The 17,772-nt window shown below is 60.4% G+C and carries 17 protein-coding genes; 5 read left to right on the forward strand and 12 right to left on the reverse strand.

Translation table 11 applies throughout. The features are described from left to right. Positions 1–48: 48 nt before the first annotated feature. Entirely contained in the window at positions 49–1,044 is a 996-nt protein-coding gene (locus tag ABEA08_RS15010) for a D-alanine--D-alanine ligase (protein WP_345336169.1), read from the forward strand. A 66-nt stretch (positions 1,045–1,110) separates the two neighbouring features. Here the strand turns inward: ABEA08_RS15010 and ABEA08_RS15015 are convergent, their stop codons facing one another. The 11 genes from ABEA08_RS15015 to prlC all read right to left on the reverse strand — a co-directional run bounded on the left by ABEA08_RS15015 (position 1,111) and on the right by prlC (position 12,129). Then, positions 1,111–1,452 carry a YajD family HNH nuclease gene (locus tag ABEA08_RS15015; RefSeq protein ID WP_345336170.1) on the reverse strand — a complete coding sequence of 114 codons (342 nt, stop codon included), beginning with the start codon at positions 1,450–1,452 and terminating at the stop codon, positions 1,111–1,113. 77 nt (positions 1,453–1,529) lie between these two features. Continuing rightward, positions 1,530–2,090 (reverse strand): NnrU family protein, encoded by a 561-nt coding sequence (locus ABEA08_RS15020; RefSeq protein WP_345336171.1) that lies wholly within the window; start codon positions 2,088–2,090, stop codon positions 1,530–1,532. Positions 2,091–2,110: 20 nt separating this feature from the next. Next, the gene (locus ABEA08_RS15025) at positions 2,111–3,565 is read right to left on the reverse strand and encodes a M16 family metallopeptidase (RefSeq protein WP_345336172.1); all 1,455 of its coding nucleotides are present in this window, start codon (positions 3,563–3,565) and stop codon (positions 2,111–2,113) included. After that, positions 3,565–4,887 carry a M16 family metallopeptidase gene (locus tag ABEA08_RS15030; RefSeq protein ID WP_345336173.1) on the reverse strand — a complete coding sequence of 441 codons (1,323 nt, stop codon included), beginning with the start codon at positions 4,885–4,887 and terminating at the stop codon, positions 3,565–3,567. The genes ABEA08_RS15025 and ABEA08_RS15030 overlap by 1 nt, the downstream gene beginning before the upstream one ends. 94 nt (positions 4,888–4,981) lie before the next feature. Next, positions 4,982–6,415 carry a DUF4145 domain-containing protein gene (locus ABEA08_RS15035; RefSeq protein WP_345336174.1) on the reverse strand — a complete coding sequence of 478 codons (1,434 nt, stop codon included), beginning with the start codon at positions 6,413–6,415 and terminating at the stop codon, positions 4,982–4,984. A 91-nt stretch (positions 6,416–6,506) separates the two neighbouring features. After that, positions 6,507–7,031 carry a non-heme ferritin gene (ftnA, locus tag ABEA08_RS15040; RefSeq protein ID WP_345336175.1) on the reverse strand — a complete coding sequence of 175 codons (525 nt, stop codon included), beginning with the start codon at positions 7,029–7,031 and terminating at the stop codon, positions 6,507–6,509. Positions 7,032–7,104: 73 nt separating this feature from the next. Further along, entirely contained in the window at positions 7,105–7,533 is a 429-nt protein-coding gene (locus ABEA08_RS15045; RefSeq protein ID WP_345336176.1) for a GNAT family N-acetyltransferase, read from the reverse strand. A 3-nt stretch (positions 7,534–7,536) separates the two neighbouring features. Then, entirely contained in the window at positions 7,537–8,292 is a 756-nt protein-coding gene (locus tag ABEA08_RS15050; protein WP_345336177.1) for a class I SAM-dependent methyltransferase, read from the reverse strand. 111 nt (positions 8,293–8,403) lie between these two features. After that, positions 8,404–9,120 (reverse strand): TetR/AcrR family transcriptional regulator, encoded by a 717-nt coding sequence (locus ABEA08_RS15055; RefSeq protein ID WP_345336178.1) that lies wholly within the window; start codon positions 9,118–9,120, stop codon positions 8,404–8,406. A 626-nt stretch (positions 9,121–9,746) separates the two neighbouring features. After that, on the reverse strand, positions 9,747–9,950 hold the full coding sequence (locus tag ABEA08_RS15060) for a hypothetical protein (RefSeq protein ID WP_345336179.1): 204 nt from the start codon (positions 9,948–9,950) through the stop codon (positions 9,747–9,749). Positions 9,951–10,092: 142 nt separating this feature from the next. Next, complete coding sequence (gene prlC, locus ABEA08_RS15065; RefSeq protein WP_345336180.1) at positions 10,093–12,129, reverse strand: oligopeptidase A; 2,037 nt, start codon at positions 12,127–12,129, stop codon at positions 10,093–10,095. Positions 12,130–12,277: 148 nt separating this feature from the next. Here prlC and ABEA08_RS15070 point away from each other — a divergent pair, with 148 nt between their 5' ends. Beyond that, the gene (locus ABEA08_RS15070; protein WP_345336181.1) at positions 12,278–13,801 is read left to right on the forward strand and encodes a glutamate synthase-related protein; all 1,524 of its coding nucleotides are present in this window, start codon (positions 12,278–12,280) and stop codon (positions 13,799–13,801) included. 361 nt (positions 13,802–14,162) lie between these two features. Beyond that, the gene (gene sigZ, locus ABEA08_RS15075) at positions 14,163–14,702 is read left to right on the forward strand and encodes an RNA polymerase sigma factor SigZ (protein WP_345336182.1); all 540 of its coding nucleotides are present in this window, start codon (positions 14,163–14,165) and stop codon (positions 14,700–14,702) included. A 103-nt stretch (positions 14,703–14,805) separates the two neighbouring features. Here the strand turns inward: sigZ and ABEA08_RS15080 are convergent, their stop codons facing one another. After that, the gene (locus ABEA08_RS15080; RefSeq protein ID WP_345336183.1) at positions 14,806–15,492 is read right to left on the reverse strand and encodes a hypothetical protein; all 687 of its coding nucleotides are present in this window, start codon (positions 15,490–15,492) and stop codon (positions 14,806–14,808) included. Positions 15,493–15,890: 398 nt separating this feature from the next. Here ABEA08_RS15080 and gorA point away from each other — a divergent pair, with 398 nt between their 5' ends. Further along, complete coding sequence (gene gorA, locus ABEA08_RS15085; protein WP_345336184.1) at positions 15,891–17,246, forward strand: glutathione-disulfide reductase; 1,356 nt, start codon at positions 15,891–15,893, stop codon at positions 17,244–17,246. Positions 17,247–17,478: 232 nt separating this feature from the next. Further along, positions 17,479–17,658, forward strand: coding sequence for a hypothetical protein (locus tag ABEA08_RS15090; RefSeq protein ID WP_345336185.1), 180 nt, complete (start codon positions 17,479–17,481; stop codon positions 17,656–17,658). The last annotated feature ends 114 nt before the right edge of the window (positions 17,659–17,772 follow it).

The raw sequence follows: 17,772 nt of genomic DNA on the forward strand, positions 1-17,772 counted from the left end.
ATCGACCGGCGCAGGGTCTTGTTTTAACCGCCAGGAACCGAGTTTACCGTGATCCCTTCCCATATCGCCCTGCTGTGCGGTGGCGGCGACACCGAGCATGAAGTGTCGTTGCGCTCCGCCGACTTTATTGAAGATCTATTGACCCGCTTCGACGATCTGGCACTGCGCCGGTTCGAGCTGGATGCCGACGGGATCTACCACGACCGGGACGGCAAACGTTACCGCCTGACCGCCGAGCGCAGCCTGCAGTCGATGGACGACAGTGCCGACGTGTGGCCGCTCGATGCGGTGATCCCCTGCATCCATGGCTTTCCCGGCGAAACCGGAGATCTGCAAGCCAGCTTCGATCTGATCGGCCTGCCTTACCTGGGCTGCGGCAGCGAAGCCAGCAAGCTGTGCATCAACAAGATCAGCAGCAAGCTGTGGTTCTCCGCACTGGGGATCCCCAACACCCCATACTGCTTTGTCACCGATCTGGCCGATACCACACGGGCCCACGCCATGCTGGCACAGCACGGCAACCTGTTTGTGAAGGCCGCCAGCCAAGGCTCCTCCGTCGGCTGCTACCAGGTGGCAACCCCAGAAGCGCTGGATCAGGCGTTAAAGGACGCGCTGGCGTTCGGCCCCTACGTGCTGGTCGAACAGACGCTGGTGGCCAGAGAGTTGGAGCTGGCAGCTTATGAGATCGACGGCGAACTGGTGATCACCGCGCCGGGCGAGATCCTCACCCCGGACGACGCCTTCTACAGCTACGAGGAGAAGTACGACAGCAGCAGCCACACCGAAACGGCGGTGAAGGCTGGCGATCTGAGCGATGAGCAGATCGCCCAGATGCAGGACTACGCCCGTCGCGCTTTCACCGGTCTGAACCTGCGCCACCTGTCCCGCATCGACTTCTTCCTGACCCGGGATGGCGAGATCTACCTAAACGAGATCAACACCTTCCCTGGCATGACGCCGATCTCCATGTTCCCCAAAATGCAGGCCGCCCACGGCCACGACAATGCCGCCTTCTTCTACCGCACGGTGAAGAGCCTGCTGTAACAGCGCCAAGCATTCAGCAAGAAAAAAGGCGTCGCAGTTGCGACGCCTTGGTTGTCTGAAGCGCGATCACTTCTTTTTGTTCATCATCGCCGCCAGATCGGCAAACGGGTTGTGGGTCGCGCTCTCACGCTTGAGATCCTCCCCCGCTTGCAACGTGCTGCCGTATTGGGCCGCCTGGGTGTATTTCTCATGCTCATTGTCATGGCAGAACAAACACAGCAGCTCCCAGTTGGAGCCATCGCTGGGGTTGTTGGTATGATCATGGTCGACGTGGTGGACGGTCAGCTCACGCAGGTTGGAATACTGAAACTCGCGGGCACAGCGGCCACAGACCCAAGGGAACAGCTTCAGCGCTTTGTCGCGATAGCCCTGCTCCAGTGAGGCGTAATTCTTAGGGATAACGGCCATCTCGGCTCTCCAATAACGATCCTGCCCATCACTATACCAGAGCTGTTTTGCGCTATCACACCCAGGCCACTGCGCGACTACAGCCCGACCGGGCCGCCCATCAGCCAGGGATGGAGCCACACCAGGGAGCCAAACAGCACCAGGGTCAGCAGGGCCAGCCACACCTCATGCCGCCGCCCCAATCGACCCACTCTCGGCTGCGGCCGCACGCCTCGCCGATACTGCTTGGCGATCGCCAGCAAGGCAAAGCCAGCGAAGCTGGCAAACAGCAAGACAGAGGCCAGATCGCCATTGGCCAGCAGATGAGCCACGGCCCACAGCGCGACTGCCAGTGACATGGGGTGGGCGCTGTAGCGACACAGCGCGCCCCCCAGCTGCGACAGCAACAACAGATAGCACGCCAGCAGCATCAGCAGCGGCGCCAGATGTTGCGCCCACACCATCGGCTGCCAAAGGGCAACGAAGGGCGCACTGGACATGCCGTAGATCATTAGCCCCAGCGCCAGCAGCGCGATCAGGCTAAAGCCGAGACGATAAGCCGACGCGCCCAAGCGCACCTTGGCGCGCTGCGCCAGCCGCGTCCCCACCGCCAGGTGAGGCAATAAAAACAGCAAGAGCCCGAGCACCAACACCGTCATTACCGCCTCCTCAGTGAGGGTTAAAAGCGAAAGCCGGGCTCGGTGATCGCCACCTCCGTGACCTCACCATAACCTTGAGCCAACTTGCGGATCGCCTCTGCCTGCCCGATCAGAACAAACTGCAGGTTGTCTTTCGGGAAGTGTCGCTCGATCAGCGCCTGTGCCTTGTCCAAGGTTAGTGCATCCACCTCGGCCTGAAAGCGATTGATCTGCTCCGGCCCCATGCCATACAGGTGCATGCTAGCCAACTGGGCCCCGAGTTGATCGGCGGTTTCGAACTTCGGCGGATACTGACCTTTGACGTAGGCCTTGGCCGAGTCCAACGTGGCCTGATCCAGCCCCTGCGACCACAGTTTCTGATAGGTCTCTAACGCCAGATCCAGCGCCGCCTGCGTAGTTTCCGTCGCGGTAAAGGTGCTGATCGCAAAGCTGCCATGCTGACCCAGTGGACGGAAGCCGGAGCGCGCGCCGTAGGTCAGGCCGGCATTGACCCGCAGCGCATCATTGAGCCAAGAGGTAAAGCGGCCGCCCAAGATGGTGTTGATCACCTGCAGGCTGACATAGTCCGGATCGGTGCGGGCAATGCCAGCGCCGCCGATCAGGAAGGTGGTCTCACGCGCATCCGGCTTATCCACCAACAGCACCCGCGCTCCGTCGGCGTGGGTCACAGCCCGCGTCAGATCCGGCGGTGTCGGCGTATCGCCATCGCGCCAGCGGCCAAAGCTGCGCTGCACCAGAGCCAGCACCTCGTCACGCTCAAAATCGCCACTGAGGATCAAGGCGGTGTTACGCGGCTGGTACCAACTGCCGTGAAACAGCTTAAGATCGAACGCATCCAGCGCGGCGATCGCATCGGCGTCGCCCACGCTGGCATTGGCGTAAGGGTGCTGGCCATAGAGCAGGCTATCGAAGTAGTAATTCACCACCTGACGTGGGCTCTCTTTTTGCTGATCGAGCATCGCCAAGTAACGCTGCCGCGCCTTCTCGACCTCATCCCGTGGGAAGTCAGGCTGGATCAGCACCTCCGCCAGCAACGGCAGCATGGTCTCCAGATCCTTACTCATAAACTTGGCCGAGATCTGCGTGCCCTCTTTGCCGCTGTGGGCTTGGATACTGGCGCCCAGCCCCTCAATGGTCTGCTCAAGCGCACGCTTATCGGTTTCGCTGGTGCCCAGCAGCAACCCCTCGGCCGTCAGGGCGGCGGTACCCGGCTCGGAGTCATTGACGGCGCCGGCACGCACCACGGCGGTGGCGGTCAGCAAGGGCACCTTGCTGTTGGCCATCAGATAGACGGTCAGGCCGTTATCCAAGACTAGGGTTTCGTACTCCGGCAGGCGAAACGCCGGGCCGGCAGCGGCGAGCTGTGGCACCACAAACTCGGCGTCGACATTCACGTCCGACGCGCCCTTGGGCGCCTGAGTGCTGGCACACCCTGCCAGCGTTGCCACCGTCAGGGCCATCATCCAATGCTTCATCAGTCCTGATCCTCTTCTGCAGCCAACACGCCGACGGTGCGCTGGGATTTAATCAAATAGGTCTGCGCCACCCGCTGGATATCCGCCGCCGTCACCGCCTGATAGGCCTGTGGCGCAGCAAATAGCTGGGCGTGATCGCCAAAGAACAGCTCGTAGGTGCCCAGGCTATCGGCCAGGCCATTCTGGGTTTCCAGCTCTTCATACAGCGACATCAACTTGCGATTCTTCACCTTCTCCAGCTCCGCATCGCTCACCGGCTCTGCGGCCAGACGGTTGATCTCATAGATCATCGCCGCCTCCAGGTTGCCCACGTCCACCCCAGGCGCAGCGATCCCGTACAGATAAAACAGATTGGGATCAAAACTCAACGGCAGATAACCAAAGACGTCGGTGGCCAAACGCTGCTCATCCACCAGGGCGCGGGTGAGCCGGGCGCTGTTGCCGTCGGTCAGCAAGGATAGGGTCAGATCCAACGCGTAGTAGTCCCCCGCTTTCGCCGCAGGCACCTTATAGGCCAGCATCAGATTGGGGCTGGAGACCGACGCCTTTTGCACATACACCCGACGCTCTCCGGTTTGCACCGGCTCTACCGTGCGCACCTCTGCGGGCGCAGGCTGGGCGGGGATCGGACCGAAATACTGCTCAGCATAGGCTTTGACCTGATCAAACTTGACCGCCCCGGCGATCACCACCACGGCGTTATTGGGGGCGTAATAGGTGCGGTGGTATTCGGTCAGATCATCCAGAGTCCAGGCGTGGATATCCGACTCATGGCCGATCACCGACCAGCCATACGGGTGCGCACGGAAGGCACTGCCTTTCACCTCCTCCTGCAGCACACGCCAATTGGAGTTTTCCAAACCGGTGCGGCGCTCGGAATCCACCACGCCGCGCTCACTTTCGACCATCTCCGCATCAATGTTCAGATGGGCGATCCGATCCGCCTCCAAGCTGAAGATCACCTCCAGTGCCGTGGCCGGAAACCAGTTGGTGTAGACCGTCAGGTTCTCCGTGGTATAGGCGTTGTTGCGTCCCCCCGCTGCCTCCATGGTGCGGTCAAACATCTTAGGGCCATAGTGCTTCGAGCCATTGAACATCATGTGCTCGAAGAAGTGCGACAGGCCGGTGATCCCAGGCACTTCGTTGCGTGAGCCCACCTGCCAAAACAGATACATATTGGCATTGGGTATGGTGTCGTCTTCCACCACCATCACCTTCATGCCGTTATCCAGGGTAAAACTCTGTACCTGCTCGGCGGTGGTCGCCTGCGCGCCACAGGACAGCATCAGCAGCCCCGTCAGCAGCGCCGTTCGGATCCCCATATCGATCTCCACTTGGTTCAATTGTGTCAGTAATTCAAAAGCCTAACAGACAGGCTCGATAAAAATAGCGACCAGAAACAAATTCATACAAGTCTTATTCTGGGGCTGGTCCAAGCCGCGGATACCCCTGCGGATCAAACAGCGCTCGCACCGGCGCAAACTGCGGATCGCCATCCAGCTGGCTCACCAGCTCCGGCGCCAGCTGCCAGATCGCCAGTGCCAGCTCGCTGCCGCTGGGGGCGCGCAGATAGGCCTCATGCAGCCAGTGGCCGGCAGCGACGAGATCCCGCTGCGGGATCTCCCCATCAAAGTGGGCCAGCGCCAGCTCAAACAGGGCGCGCGGTAACCGACCATGGCGGATCGCCTCGCGATAGAGCGCATCCGCGTTGGCGGGGTTGGCGTCGATCCCATCGCCGTCCAGCACCCGCTGAGCCAGATCGGCCAAGGCCTCCGGATAATGCTGCTCGGCGGCACTTTGCAGCCAGTCCAACGCCGCGGTGGGATCGGCTTCACCACCTTCGCCCGCAAACAGCATCACCGCCAGCTGATATTGTGCATGGGGGTAACCTGCGCGCGCGCCCTGCTCAGCCCAATGACGCGCCTGCGCCCAATCACAGTGGCCCAACTCGCGTTGATAATAGAGTACCGCCAGATTGGCCATCGCCTCTGGCTGCTCCTGCTCGGCCGCCGCGCTCAGATAGAGCTCGGCTTGGATCGGCGTCGGCGGATAGCCATGGCTGCCGGTCAGATAGAAGTAGCCCAACAGCGCCAAGGCATCGGCATTTTTGGCTGCCGCTGCGGCTTCGATCAACAGCAGGGCTTGATCCGGATCCGGTGTGCCGGAATAGCCATGCAGCAAGGACACGCCGTGCTCGAAGCGGGCACCATCGTGGCGCTCCGCGGCTTTGGCAAACCAATAGGCCGCCTGAGCCAGATCCGCCGTCGACGCCTGCAGATCCGGCGCTTCGCTGTCGTTAGCCAGCGCGAACGAATGCTCGCGCTGGCGCTGCAGCAGGCCGCGGGATTTCAATGAGAGTCCCACCAGGTATTGCGCCTCGGCGTCATCCTGCATCACCGCTTGATAGCACAGCTCTCGTCCCGCCTCGGCATCCACCGGCTCAAACTGCCAGTCCGGCGCCGGCTGCCCCCGCAACAGCGGAAACACCTCGGCGCACAGCCGAGCGGCGTCTTTGACGCATTTGGCCGCCAACTGCACCAGCTGCTCCGGTGCCAATCGATACTTTTCCGGATGCGCGCCCTTATTGCCATCATTGCGCAGCTTGTGCAGCTTGCGCGCCAGACGCATATCGATATGCCGACTCTTGGCCAACTGCTCGATCCGGTCGTACAGATTTTTACTGCGAAACTCGATCTGGAACTGCTCGCCCAACCAACTGGTCAGATGGTGGGCCACCGAGCGCAGATGCACCAAGGCATAGGTCGGCACATCGAGACAGTAGTTGCGGGCTAGCTGATAATCATCCAGCAAGCGACGGTCGAGCTGACGAACCAGTTCCAGATCGTTCATAAGCATAGAAAAATAGGAGGTGATGCAGCGATAGTATCAGCTTGTTGCTGAGGCGCCAGCATTGCCACTGGCGCCCGCCATGAGCCCGTGATCAGCCCTGGGGTGACATCACGCTCTGACCCTCTTGGGTGGCCATCTGCGCCAGCTCCTTATCGATCAGGTACAGGCCCTGCCCCTCAGCGCCGACCAGCTCGATCTTGTCCAAGATCCCCTTAAACAGCTTCTCCTCTTCGTGCTGCTCAGCCACATACCACTGCAGGAAGTTAAAGGTCGAATAATCCTGATTGGTGAAGGCTGCGTGGGCCAGTTCGTTGATCTTACGCGTCACCAACTGCTCATGTTCATAGGTTTTGGCGAACAGATCTTTTAGCCCGTCAAACTCGTGGGTCGGTGCCTCGATCGCGCCGATCATCGGCAAGCCGCCCGCTTCTCCGACATAGGTAAACAGCCGCCGCATATGACCCATCTCCTCATCGGCATGGGCTAGCATAAACCGAGCCGCCCCCTCGAACCCCTTATCTTCGCACCAGGCGCTCATCTGCAGATACAGGTTGGAAGAGTAGAACTCGAGATTGATCTGCTCGTTCAGCTTATTGACCATGGCTTGCGCTAACATAGTGAACTCCTTGTTACACCAATATTGTTATCGAACTCGCCACATTCTCGCAGCTTTCCGGTCAGATCCAAAATCAGTTGGCGGATCCTTCGGTCGCGGCAAAACACATCAATCGCAGCGGCTGGCGCTGAGCGTAAGCCTGAAACGGGCCGAGGATCGCCGCCGGGGCCGTCGAGCGCTCAATAAAGCCCAAAGTGAGGTAAAAGGGGGTAAGATCCGCCAACGCAAAGCACCAGATCGGCGCATTGCTGTCTGTCAGCGCAAAGCGGAGCAGGCCACGGGCCAGGCCTTGGCCTCGATGTGACTGGGCCACCCGCAGCGCCCGCAGCAAGGTGTGACCCTCTCTGGGACTCAACCGCAACGCCGCCACAATGCGCCCTTCGAGACGCGCCACAGCGATGCGCTCATCCCGGCGCACCGAGCTTTTATCGCCCTCGCTGGCATAAAAGCGCCCCGCCAAGGGGGCTTGCTGTGGACTCAGCCACTGGTACACCGGCGTCATTGATTACGATCTGGCCGCCTGAACATAGACATCGAAGCGGTTCTTCTTGGTGGCGATCACCATGGTTGGCTTCTGCCCGGCCAGATCCTCGGCGTAATCGGGCCGCTTCACCACCACCCGCTTGCGTGCCAGCTGCAGGGCCGGTGCCAGCAGGCCATCGGCATCCAGATCCGCGCCGACCAGATCCTGAAACACCCGCATCTCCTTCTTCACCTGAGCCGATTTGGCCCGGTGCGGATACATAGGATCGAGATACACCACGTCCGGCTGCTGCTCCAGCTGCGCCAACGCCTCAATACTGTTGCCCGGAAACAGGCGCATCCGCTCACGCACCCAAGGGCCGATCTCCGCATCCTCACCGGCACGGCGCAGACCATCCTCCAGCAGCGCCGCCACCACTGGGTGACGCTCCAATAAGATCACCTGACAGCCCAGACTGGCCAACACAAACGCATCCCGGCCTAAACCGGCGGTGCCATCCACCACCGTGGGCATCGCACCGCTTTTCAGCCCCACCGCCTTAGCGATGGACTGGCCACGCCCACCACCGAACTTGCGCCGATGCGCCACCGCACCGCCGATCAGATCCACCTCAATGGCGCCGAGCTTGGGTTGATGCCGATCGTACAAACGCAGTCGATCCTGCTCAAACACCAGACGAAACTGGGCCTGTTCATCGTGCTGGAGTGGCCAACGCTGGGTCAGGGATAGCAGGGCTTCCGGGCGTTCGCCGGTGGTATCAAGGAAGATGGAATACATGACTCTCCGGGGATGGTTTCACTCCAGGGGGGGAGCAGCGGGAGAGTAGTGGATCGAGCCAGGATCAGCAAGGGCTGGCGTGCGCCAGCCCTTATCAACCCGGCGTGACGGTTAAGCCGCGTCGTCGGCGAGCAGCGGGCTATCCAACTGCAGATCGCTGTGAGCCAGCGCCTCAACACAACGGTGCTGCCACTGCTCACCCGGCTGCGCCAGGCCCGCACTCATCAGAGTCTCCACCAAGGCGTCCATCATCACCGCGTCATCACGCAGGACTTTAGCCGGCGCCAGGGTTTGACGCGATGCCTGCATCTGGAAGCCCAGCATCAGAGCACGACAGCGCTCAGCCAAGCTGTCGATCTGCTCAGCGTCCAGAACCACTTCACCCGCGTCAACCGCCGCCGTCAGCACTTCGTGCAGCACGCCGCTCAGCTCATTGACCGCGTTGCGCAGCGCGATCTGACGTTGATCCGCCGCCCGACGCCACAGCTCAGAGAAGTTCACCAGCATCTCTAACTGGGCCAAGACCTCATCCTGAACCAATCGAGTCCGCTCAGACAGCAATAACACCACCACGCGCTCCACCGCAGACAAAGGCATCTCCTTAACCTGCTGGAACCACAACTGGCGGCGCTCAAGGGCGACCTGAACCAGGGCCGCCATCATATCTTCCTTACTTAAAAAATGGCCATACAAGGTACCGACCGAGCACTCAGCAACCCGAGCGACATCCGCCATGCGAAAATCCAATGCGCCTTTACTGCGAGCAGTGGTCAAGGCTGCCGCCAAGATCCGCTGCTCGCGTGATTTGAACAGTTCCGACTTGTTCATGTTTTTATCCCTTAGTGATTTTATCGACTCCGGACTGCCACTGCCGACTGGGCCAGAGATCCTCAACGACATCAAACCAAAATCATCTTCAGGCAACTGCGTTACAGATCACACAAACAGAGTAATAAAACCTTTGTGTACAATTAGTTGCGATTGATCACGGACGCATTTTGGATCGCCGGTTAGTGGAATTGTCCGCCAAGTTAATTTCTGGGCATAGCTCATGCTCTGCTAGGTAACAACGCCATGACAAAACACTGGCCCAACAATCAGTCGAATGGCAATCAACCTTTGTGATCTGTACACAAAACAGGCAACCCATTTAATGACAATCCAAGCAAAAATAAAGGCTGTGTCTTAAGTAACTGTGGAGCCCTACGTCGTTTTTAGGCCGCCTAGTGCAGCGCTGAACGTTGGTGCGTGAAGGCAGACCGGGAGCTGGACGGAGTCATTCTCGAAAGCGGCTGGCCGCTTGCGCTGTTGAAAAAAGGCGACTTCCAGCGTGTCCGTTGAAGCGCGCCTTAAGCGAGGGAGCAGCGAAACGCAGAGGGAGGGGGCAGAGGGGCTTGACCCCCACGGTTTCACAAAGATGGCTTGCCGTCGCCAACGCTACTTGGCGGGGGAGGTCAACTGAGCAGTTTGATCCAGGGATAGGGCAACATCATCATCGAGCCGAGCAACATGATGACACCAGGCTCGATCGAGAGCACACCGATCATCAGGCTTGGCGCCCATCCCATGATGCTCAAGAACCCCAGCAACAATATCAGTGCGCCCAATACAAACAGTCCAAGGATCAGCCCCAGACAGCGCCGCCATACCAACTCCATATCTCCCTCCGACAACGTCCGTATCGTCTTAGAGACAGGGTGGGTCGAAAAGGTCCGGACTGCAACGCGGTACCACACAGAAAAGGGCCAGAGATCAAATCTCTGGCCCTTACCTAGGTCGATCTCTTACCCGTATTGGGAATTAGCCTCGAATGCCGCTATGACGCAACAGCGCCTCGGTGCTCGGCTCCCGACCGCGGAACTGGGTGAACAGCGCCATCGGCTCATCGCTGCCGCCCCGCTCCAACACACTCTCCAGGAAGGATTGGCCCGTCTCCGGGTTAAAAATGCCCTCCTCCTCGAACCGGGAGAACGCGTCGGCCGACAGCACCTCGGCCCACTTATAGCTGTAGTAGCCCGCAGCATAGCCGCCAGCAAAGATATGGCTAAAGCCATGCTGGAAGCGGTTGAACTCCGGCGCCTTCACTACCGCCACCTGGCCACGAACCTCATCCAGCATCGACTGAATGTTATCGTCACCGGCGTATTCCAGATGCATGCGGAAATCGAACAGGCCGAACTCCAGTTGGCGCAGCATCACCATGGCGCTCTGGTAGTTCTTCGCCGCCAACATCTTATCCAGCATCGCCTTCGGCAGCGGCTCGCCGGTTTCAAAGTGGCCGGAGATCTTGGCCAGCGCCTCCTCCTCCCAACACCAGTTTTCCAGGAACTGGCTCGGCAACTCCACCGCGTCCCACGGCACGCCGTTGATCCCGGCCACGCCGGACGCGTCAATGCGGGTCAGCATATGGTGAATGCCATGACCAAACTCGTGGAACAGAGTCACCACTTCGTCGTGGGTAAACAGCGCAGGCTGATCGCCCACCGGCGAGGTGAAGTTACAGGTCAAGTAGGCCACCGGCTTCTGCAGGCTGCCATCTAGGCGCAAGTTGCGCCCCTGACAGTCGTCCATCCAAGCGCCGCCACGCTTATGCTGACGAGCGTACAGATCCAGATAGAAGCTGCCGCGCACGCTGCCATCGGCCTCCAAGATATCGAAGAAACGCACATCGTCGTGCCAGCGATCGACACCGTCGCGCTCAGCGACCTTGACGCCAAACAGGCGCTCTACCGTGTAGAACAAGCCGGACAGCACCTTATCCTCGGGGAAATAGGGCTTGAGCTGCTCATCGCTGATCTCATACTTTGCCTGCTTCTGCTTCTCGGCAAAGTAGGTCACATCCCAAGCATTAAGGGCATCGTGGCCAAACTCCGCCTTGGCGTACTGGGCCAGCGTCTTAAACTCTTCCGAGCCCTGTTCCTTGGAGGCCAAGGCCAGCTCATTGAGGAAGCTCACCACCTGATCCGGCGTCTGGGCCATCTTGGTGGCCAGCGACTTATGCGCGTAGCTGTCAAAACCCAGCAACTGCGCCAGCTCGTGGCGCAGCGCCAGGATCTCCGCCATCAAGGGGCCATTATCGTATTGACCCGCGTGCGGGCCCTGATCCGACGCCCGGGTGCTGAACGCGGTGTACACCTCACGACGCAGCTCGGCGTCATCAGCGTAGGTCATCACCGCCAGATAGGAGGGGAACTCCAAGGTCAACAGGTAACCTTCCATCTCGCGCAGCTCGGCCGCCTGCTTGGCCGCCGCCAACGCGTACTCCGGCAGGCCCGCCAGCTCGGCTTCATCGGCGATCAGCTTGGTCCAGGCATTGGTCGCATCCAGCACCTGATTGGAATACTGGCTCGACAGCTCAGACAGACGGCTGACGATCTCGCCGTAACGCTGCTGCTCAGCCTCGGGCAAACCAATGCCGGACAGCTCAAAATCACGCAAAGCATTGTCGATCACCTTGCGCTGCGCCTGACTCAGCGCCGCGAAACCCTCGCTGGCCGCCAGCGCCTTATAGGCGTCATACAGCGGCTTGTGTTGACCCAACCAAGTGCTGTACTCGGACAACAGCGGCAGACACGCGTCATGGGCCGCGCGCAGTGCGTCATTGCTGACCACCGAATTCATATGACCGATCGGCGACCAGATCCGCGACAACTTATCCTCCGCCGCATCGATCGGCGCCACCAGATTGTCCCAATGCCAAGGGCCGCCAGCGGCCAAGGTCTGCTCCACCACCGCGCGGCAATGATCCAGCGCCGCTGTGACCGCGGGCTCTACATATTCAGGTTTGATCTGGGAAAACGCCGGTAGATCCTGAGGATCCAGCAATGGATTGGACATAAAAACTCCTTGATTCCGTGGCAAATGGCCAACGCAAAGCGTGGCGTGCATACCCCAAAGGTGGGGCCGATCAGCGATAAACTCAAGCGGAGCGGATCAAAAGCCTGGTCTAGGCTTTATCCTCCCCAACCGAAAAGAGGCTGCAGTCATGGAAAAGCCCCGGATCGCCGCGATCCAACCCGCCAAGATCACCCTGCAAGCGGACAAAGAGTATTGGTTCTGCCGCTGCGGCCGCTCGAACAAACAACCGTTTTGCGACGGTAGCCACAAAGGCACCGGACTTAACCCGCAAGCCTTCAAGCCGGAGCGCGACGGCGAGTTCTACCTATGTCAGTGCAAGCAAAGCGGCAATCAGCCCTACTGCGACGGCAGCCATAAAGCCCTCAGCGCCGATCAGATCGGCCAGCCCGCCAGCCAGATCCTCGCCGCCCCCCAAGCCGAGCCCACGCCCGAGGAGCCCCATGTCGCGCTGATCCATCAATTGGCTCGCGCTGAGCTGGGCCCGCACGGCCCCATGGTCGCCATGGGCGTGCCCCGCAACCGCCTGCCCAGCTGGGGTCACATTCAACTGATGGTGGCACAACTGGCCAACGTCCCCCTGCTCGACGGCGCACCGGTCGGCACCGAGCTGATCATCGGCCCCAGAGCCAAAAAACCGCTGCGACTGAAGACACCACTGCTGATCTCCGACATGAGCTTTGGCGCCCTGTCCAGCGAAGCCAAGACCGCCCTGGCCCAAGGCGCAGAAGCCGCCGGCACCGCTATCTGCTCCGGCGAAGGCGGTATGCTGTCGGCCGAGCAGCGCGCCTGCAGCCGCTATCTGTATGAGCTGGGCAGCGCCAAGTTCGGCTTTAGCGAAGACAAGCTGCAGCGGGTGCAGGCGTTTCACTTCAAGGCCGGCCAAGCCGCCAAAACCGGCGTCGGCGGCCACCTACCCGGCGCCAAAGTCACCGAAGCGATCGCCGCGGTGCGCGGCCTGGCCCCCGGTCAGGACGCCATCTCCCCCGCCCACTTTCGCGATCTCACCAGCCCGCAGGACTTTCGTCGCTGCGCCGATCGGGTGCGGGAGATCAGCGGCGGCATTCCCATTGGCTTCAAGCTATCCGCCAACCACATCGAGCAGGATATCCAGTTCGCGCTCGACGCCAGCGCCGATTACCTCATTCTCGATGGCCGTGGCGGCGGTACCGGCGCCGCGCCGCAACTGCTGCGCGACAACATCAGTGTCGCCACCATCCCGGCACTGGCCCGCGCTCGGCGTTATCTGGACAGCCAGGGCGCGGGCGACATCACACTGATCATCACCGGCGGCCTGCGCACCCCGGCCGACTATGTCAAGGCCCTAGCATTGGGCGCCGATGGCATCGCCCTGGCCAACGCCGGCATTCAGGCACTGGGCTGCGTCGGTGCGCGCATGTGCAACACCAATCAGTGCCCGGCCGGGATCGCCACTCAAGATCCCAAACTGCGCGCCCGCCTCGACGCCGACGCCGGGGCCCAGCGGGTCGGCCAATTCCTCAATAACGCCACCGAATTGATGAAAATGCTGGCCCGCGCCTGCGGCCATGCTCATCTCAACCAGTTTTCACTGGGGGATCTTGCCACCCTCGATCGCGAGCTGGTCGCCATGGCGGGCGTGCCTTATGCCGGATTAACCGATCCCGATGAATGATCGCCCCTCAGCCATAAAGGACCGCCTGAGCCAGCACGGCGCTCCATGAAATGACCACGCGCTGAGTCCCGCCCTCCTCAGCGAGTCGCGTCGCCAAGCCGTCAAACCGTGGCCAGCGACGTGGCACCTCGTCGGAACACGCAAGGCGACAGCAGAGCGCAACGCCTACCGCTGAAGCGCCGTGGCACGATGGCAGATAAGAGAAAATGGCGCGGTTGGGTGAGTGCAGCGCATACCCTGCTCAGAGCACGCGACGCACTGGCCGCGCGCCGTGAAAATGGGCTGACACAAACTTGCGTCTTTTTGCCGATAAGGCCGTCTGGGTAACTTAGACTGAATTAACTCATGAGGGAGGGCTGTCATGCAGACCCATTGGCAACAGCACAAAACGCAACTGCGCAGCTACATCAGCAAGCGCGTCGACGATCCCGCGGCGGTTGATGACATCCTGCAGGAGGTGTACATCAAGGCCCACACCAAGCTGCATCAACTCAAGGCCCAGGGCAGCCTAACCGGCTGGCTTTATCGCATCGCCTACAACGTCATTATGGATCACTTTCGCGCCCATAAGCCGCTCGATGAGCTGCCAGACGATCTGGCCGCAGTGGAGGCCGATCACGGCCAAAACGCCCATCGCGAGATGGCCCTCTGCCTGCGACCGCTGATCGAGCAGCTGCCCGAATCCTATCGCCTGCCACTGCAACTGGCCGAGCTTGAAGGCTTAAGCCAACAGCGGGTGGCCGATCGGCTCGGCCTGTCCCTGTCCGGCGCCAAAAGTCGGATCCAGCGGGGCCGGGCCAAGCTGCGCGAACGCTTAACCGCCTGCTGCGATGTCGAGATCGGGGCCGGCGGCGTCATCGGCTTTGAGCGCAAACCAGGCACCGAGCGCCAATGTCCGTAAGCCCAACCCGCAAAGCACGCCCGTCCCGAGTGCGTGACGCAATACCGAACCATCACCTATCGAGCGCAGCGCGAATGCCAACGCTCCCGCCTGGCAGCACGAATTAGAACCGCATCACCAGATGGACACCCGCCCAGGTATGGCTCTGCTCGATCCCTTCCTCGCGCACCACCTGACGATGTGCCTCGGTATGCTCGATCAAACCGGTGAGCGCCAACCGCTCGGTCAGCTGGAACGCGATCTCCGCCCCCACGGCCATATGGTTCTGCCCACTGTGATCCGGATTGGCGTAGCCATAATCCAGTCCAGCAATGACATAAGGCTTCAGCGACACACGCTCGGTCAGTTCAAACTCACGCTGGATCCCCATCTCGACAAAACTGCCCTTGGCCTCACTGCTGTAGACGTAATCGACAAACGGCTCAAACCAATCCAGTCCACCGTAGAGAAGCCCCGCGCCCAGCTCATTGTCGGACTCGCCATCCTCAAAGAACTCCAGCCGGGTATAGCTGCCATACACGCTCAGATCGCCCAGCTCCACGCCATACTCGACACCCACATTGAGCTCATCGTAATCCTCGTTGGGATCGGTGGCATAGCCATAGGCCAGAGACAGCGCCACGCCGTTATCAAACGCGGCAACGCCTTCGGCCCAGGCGATCCCCCCCTCATCCAGGTTGTCCCGGCCCTCGGAGAGGTACTTGCTGTCATACCCCAGCGCCAATTCAATATCGGCGGCATAGGCCCCGCCGGAGACCACAAAGGCCACCGCCACAAGAGATCGCTTCATTAATGTCGCTCACACAGTCTAAAAATGGGAATTAACTCACCATTGCGAATAAATTGTATTCTCAACGATATCACAACCGGCATGATCGAGATCACGGCCTGCCACGTTCTTACTAAAAAACGCGGCCGATGCGGCGAGTAGCGCGTCCATCACCGGCCCAACAATTAAGCCCGCCGGTTGATCGACAACAAGACACGCCTCAGACGGGTACGCCAGACTAACGTTTCAGCGACGGCTCCAGACGTGAGGCCGGCAGAAACCGATAGGGGCAATCCCTTGTTTTCAATTGAGCCCAACCCCAGTTACAGGTACAACATCGCCATACTCTTTCGGCCCACAACTGGTTGGGCCTCAAGCACAGAGCAAACGTTAGGCGTTAAATCAAAAGGATCATTTTCATGGCACAGCAATATGACTACATCGTTCTCGGCGCCGGCTCAGGCGGGATCGCCTCCGCCAACCGCGCCGCCATGCGCGGCGCCAAGGTACTGCTGATCGAAGCCCAGCACCTGGGCGGGACCTGCGTGAACGTCGGTTGTGTGCCGAAAAAGGTGATGTGGTTTGGCGCCCAGGTGGCCGAAGCCATCAAGCTGTATGGCCCGGATTATGGCTTTGATACCACCCTCAATAAGTTCGATTGGGGCAAGCTGGTCGACAGCCGTGAGGCCTACATCAAGCGCATCCACGCCGGCTACGATCGCGGCCTGGAAAGCAATGGCGTCACCCTGGTGCGCGGCTTCGGCAAGTTCGTCGACAGCAAGACCGTCGAAGTGAACGGCGAGCACTACACCGCCGATCATATCCTGATCGCCGTCGGCGGCCGCCCAACCATCCCCAACATTCCCGGTGCCGAGCACGGCATCGACTCCAACGGCTTCTTCGATTTGACCGAGCAGCCTAAGCGGGTTGCGGTGATCGGCGCCGGCTACATCGCCGTTGAACTGGCGGGCGTACTGCACGCGCTGGGCAGTGAAACCCACCTGCTGGTGCGCAAACACGCGCCGCTGCGTAACTTCGATCCCATGATCACCGACACCCTGGTCGAGCTGATGCAGGCCGAAGGCCCAACCCTGCACACCCACTCCATCCCGAAAGAAGTGGTGAAACAGGACGACGGTAGCCTCACCCTGCAGTTGGAAAACGGCGAAAGCCTCAACGTCGACAGCCTGATCTGGGCCATCGGCCGCGAGCCGGCCACCGACAAGATCAACCTCGAAGCCTCCGGCGTGCAAACCAACCCGCGCGGCTTTATCCCGGTGGACGAATACCAAAACACCAACGTGCCTGGGATCTACACCGTCGGTGACATCATGGAGGGCGGCATTGAGTTGACCCCGGTGGCGGTTAAAGCCGGTCGCGCCCTGTCCGAGCGCCTGTTTGGCGGCCAGCCCAATGCCAAGATGGATTACTCGCTGGTGCCCACCGTGGTCTTTAGCCACCCAGCTATCGGCACCCTAGGCCTGACCGAATCTCAGGCGCGCGAGCAGTACGGTGACGACAACATCAAGGTCTACACCTCCTCCTTCGCCGCCATGTACACCGCCGTCACCGCCCACCGCCAGGCCACCAAGATGAAGCTGGTCTGTGCCGGCCCCGATGAGAAGATCGTCGGCCTGCACGGCATCGGTCTGGGCATGGACGAAATTCTGCAAGGCTTCGCCGTCGCCGTGAAGATGGGCGCCACCAAGGCCGACTTTGACGCCACCGTCGCCCTACACCCTACCAGCGCCGAAGAGTATTGTACGATGCGCTAGCGCAGTGCGCCAATAACAAAAGGGATGGCTTTGGCCATCCCTTTTTGCATGATTTCATCCCAACTCAAGCCTCAATATCAGCATCATCAATCCCGCGATAACCCCTGCACCGATCCAATCACCCGCGTTTTGCTTTCCTGCCACCAAGCTTCACTCTGTCTGCTCCGAATCCGGCACGCGTCGCCGTCGCCCGGCACGGCAAACGACATCTTACCGCTCGAAAGGAGACGCCATGGAGCCTGCAACGATCAGCTCACTCATCCCCATCATCGTTACCCTGGCCCTGTCACTGACAACCCGCAATGTGGTGATCGGTCTGTTCGCCGGGGTGCTCAGTGGCGTGCTGATGCTGAATGGTCCGGCTCCATTCGCGGCAGTTGGCATCATGGTTAAGGATCACCTAAATAACTGATCCTAATTGTGCTCCAGTTTCTGCAATCCATGACCACCACCCGGGAATGGTGAGGCGTTGTTCATGAAGTACTTCACCCGCCTGATTAGTTGCCACATGTGCTTGCACCGATGA

Source organism: Ferrimonas pelagia (assembly GCF_039543565.1).
Lineage (GTDB): Bacteria > Pseudomonadota > Gammaproteobacteria > Enterobacterales > Shewanellaceae > Ferrimonas > Ferrimonas pelagia.

Coding starts and splice junctions, on each gene's coding strand:
- ABEA08_RS15020 (WP_345336171.1), bottom strand. CDS start 2,090: ATGACGGTGTTGGTGCTCGGGCTCTTGCTGTTTTTATTGCCTCACCTG.
- ABEA08_RS15025 (WP_345336172.1), bottom strand. CDS start 3,565: ATGAAGCATTGGATGATGGCCCTGACGGTGGCAACGCTGGCAGGGTGT.
- ABEA08_RS15090 (WP_345336185.1), top strand. CDS start 17,479: ATGGAGCCTGCAACGATCAGCTCACTCATCCCCATCATCGTTACCCTG.
- ABEA08_RS15055 (WP_345336178.1), bottom strand. CDS start 9,120: ATGAACAAGTCGGAACTGTTCAAATCACGCGAGCAGCGGATCTTGGCG.
- ftnA (WP_345336175.1), bottom strand. CDS start 7,031: ATGTTAGCGCAAGCCATGGTCAATAAGCTGAACGAGCAGATCAATCTC.
- ABEA08_RS15070 (WP_345336181.1), top strand. CDS start 12,278: ATGGAAAAGCCCCGGATCGCCGCGATCCAACCCGCCAAGATCACCCTG.
- ABEA08_RS15035 (WP_345336174.1), bottom strand. CDS start 6,415: ATGAACGATCTGGAACTGGTTCGTCAGCTCGACCGTCGCTTGCTGGAT.
- ABEA08_RS15015 (WP_345336170.1), bottom strand. CDS start 1,452: ATGGCCGTTATCCCTAAGAATTACGCCTCACTGGAGCAGGGCTATCGC.
- prlC (WP_345336180.1), bottom strand. CDS start 12,129: ATGTCCAATCCATTGCTGGATCCTCAGGATCTACCGGCGTTTTCCCAG.
- ABEA08_RS15045 (WP_345336176.1), bottom strand. CDS start 7,533: ATGACGCCGGTGTACCAGTGGCTGAGTCCACAGCAAGCCCCCTTGGCG.
- ABEA08_RS15030 (WP_345336173.1), bottom strand. CDS start 4,887: ATGGGGATCCGAACGGCGCTGCTGACGGGGCTGCTGATGCTGTCCTGT.
- ABEA08_RS15050 (WP_345336177.1), bottom strand. CDS start 8,292: ATGTATTCCATCTTCCTTGATACCACCGGCGAACGCCCGGAAGCCCTG.
- gorA (WP_345336184.1), top strand. CDS start 15,891: ATGGCACAGCAATATGACTACATCGTTCTCGGCGCCGGCTCAGGCGGG.
- sigZ (WP_345336182.1), top strand. CDS start 14,163: ATGCAGACCCATTGGCAACAGCACAAAACGCAACTGCGCAGCTACATC.
- ABEA08_RS15060 (WP_345336179.1), bottom strand. CDS start 9,950: ATGGAGTTGGTATGGCGGCGCTGTCTGGGGCTGATCCTTGGACTGTTT.
- ABEA08_RS15080 (WP_345336183.1), bottom strand. CDS start 15,492: ATGAAGCGATCTCTTGTGGCGGTGGCCTTTGTGGTCTCCGGCGGGGCC.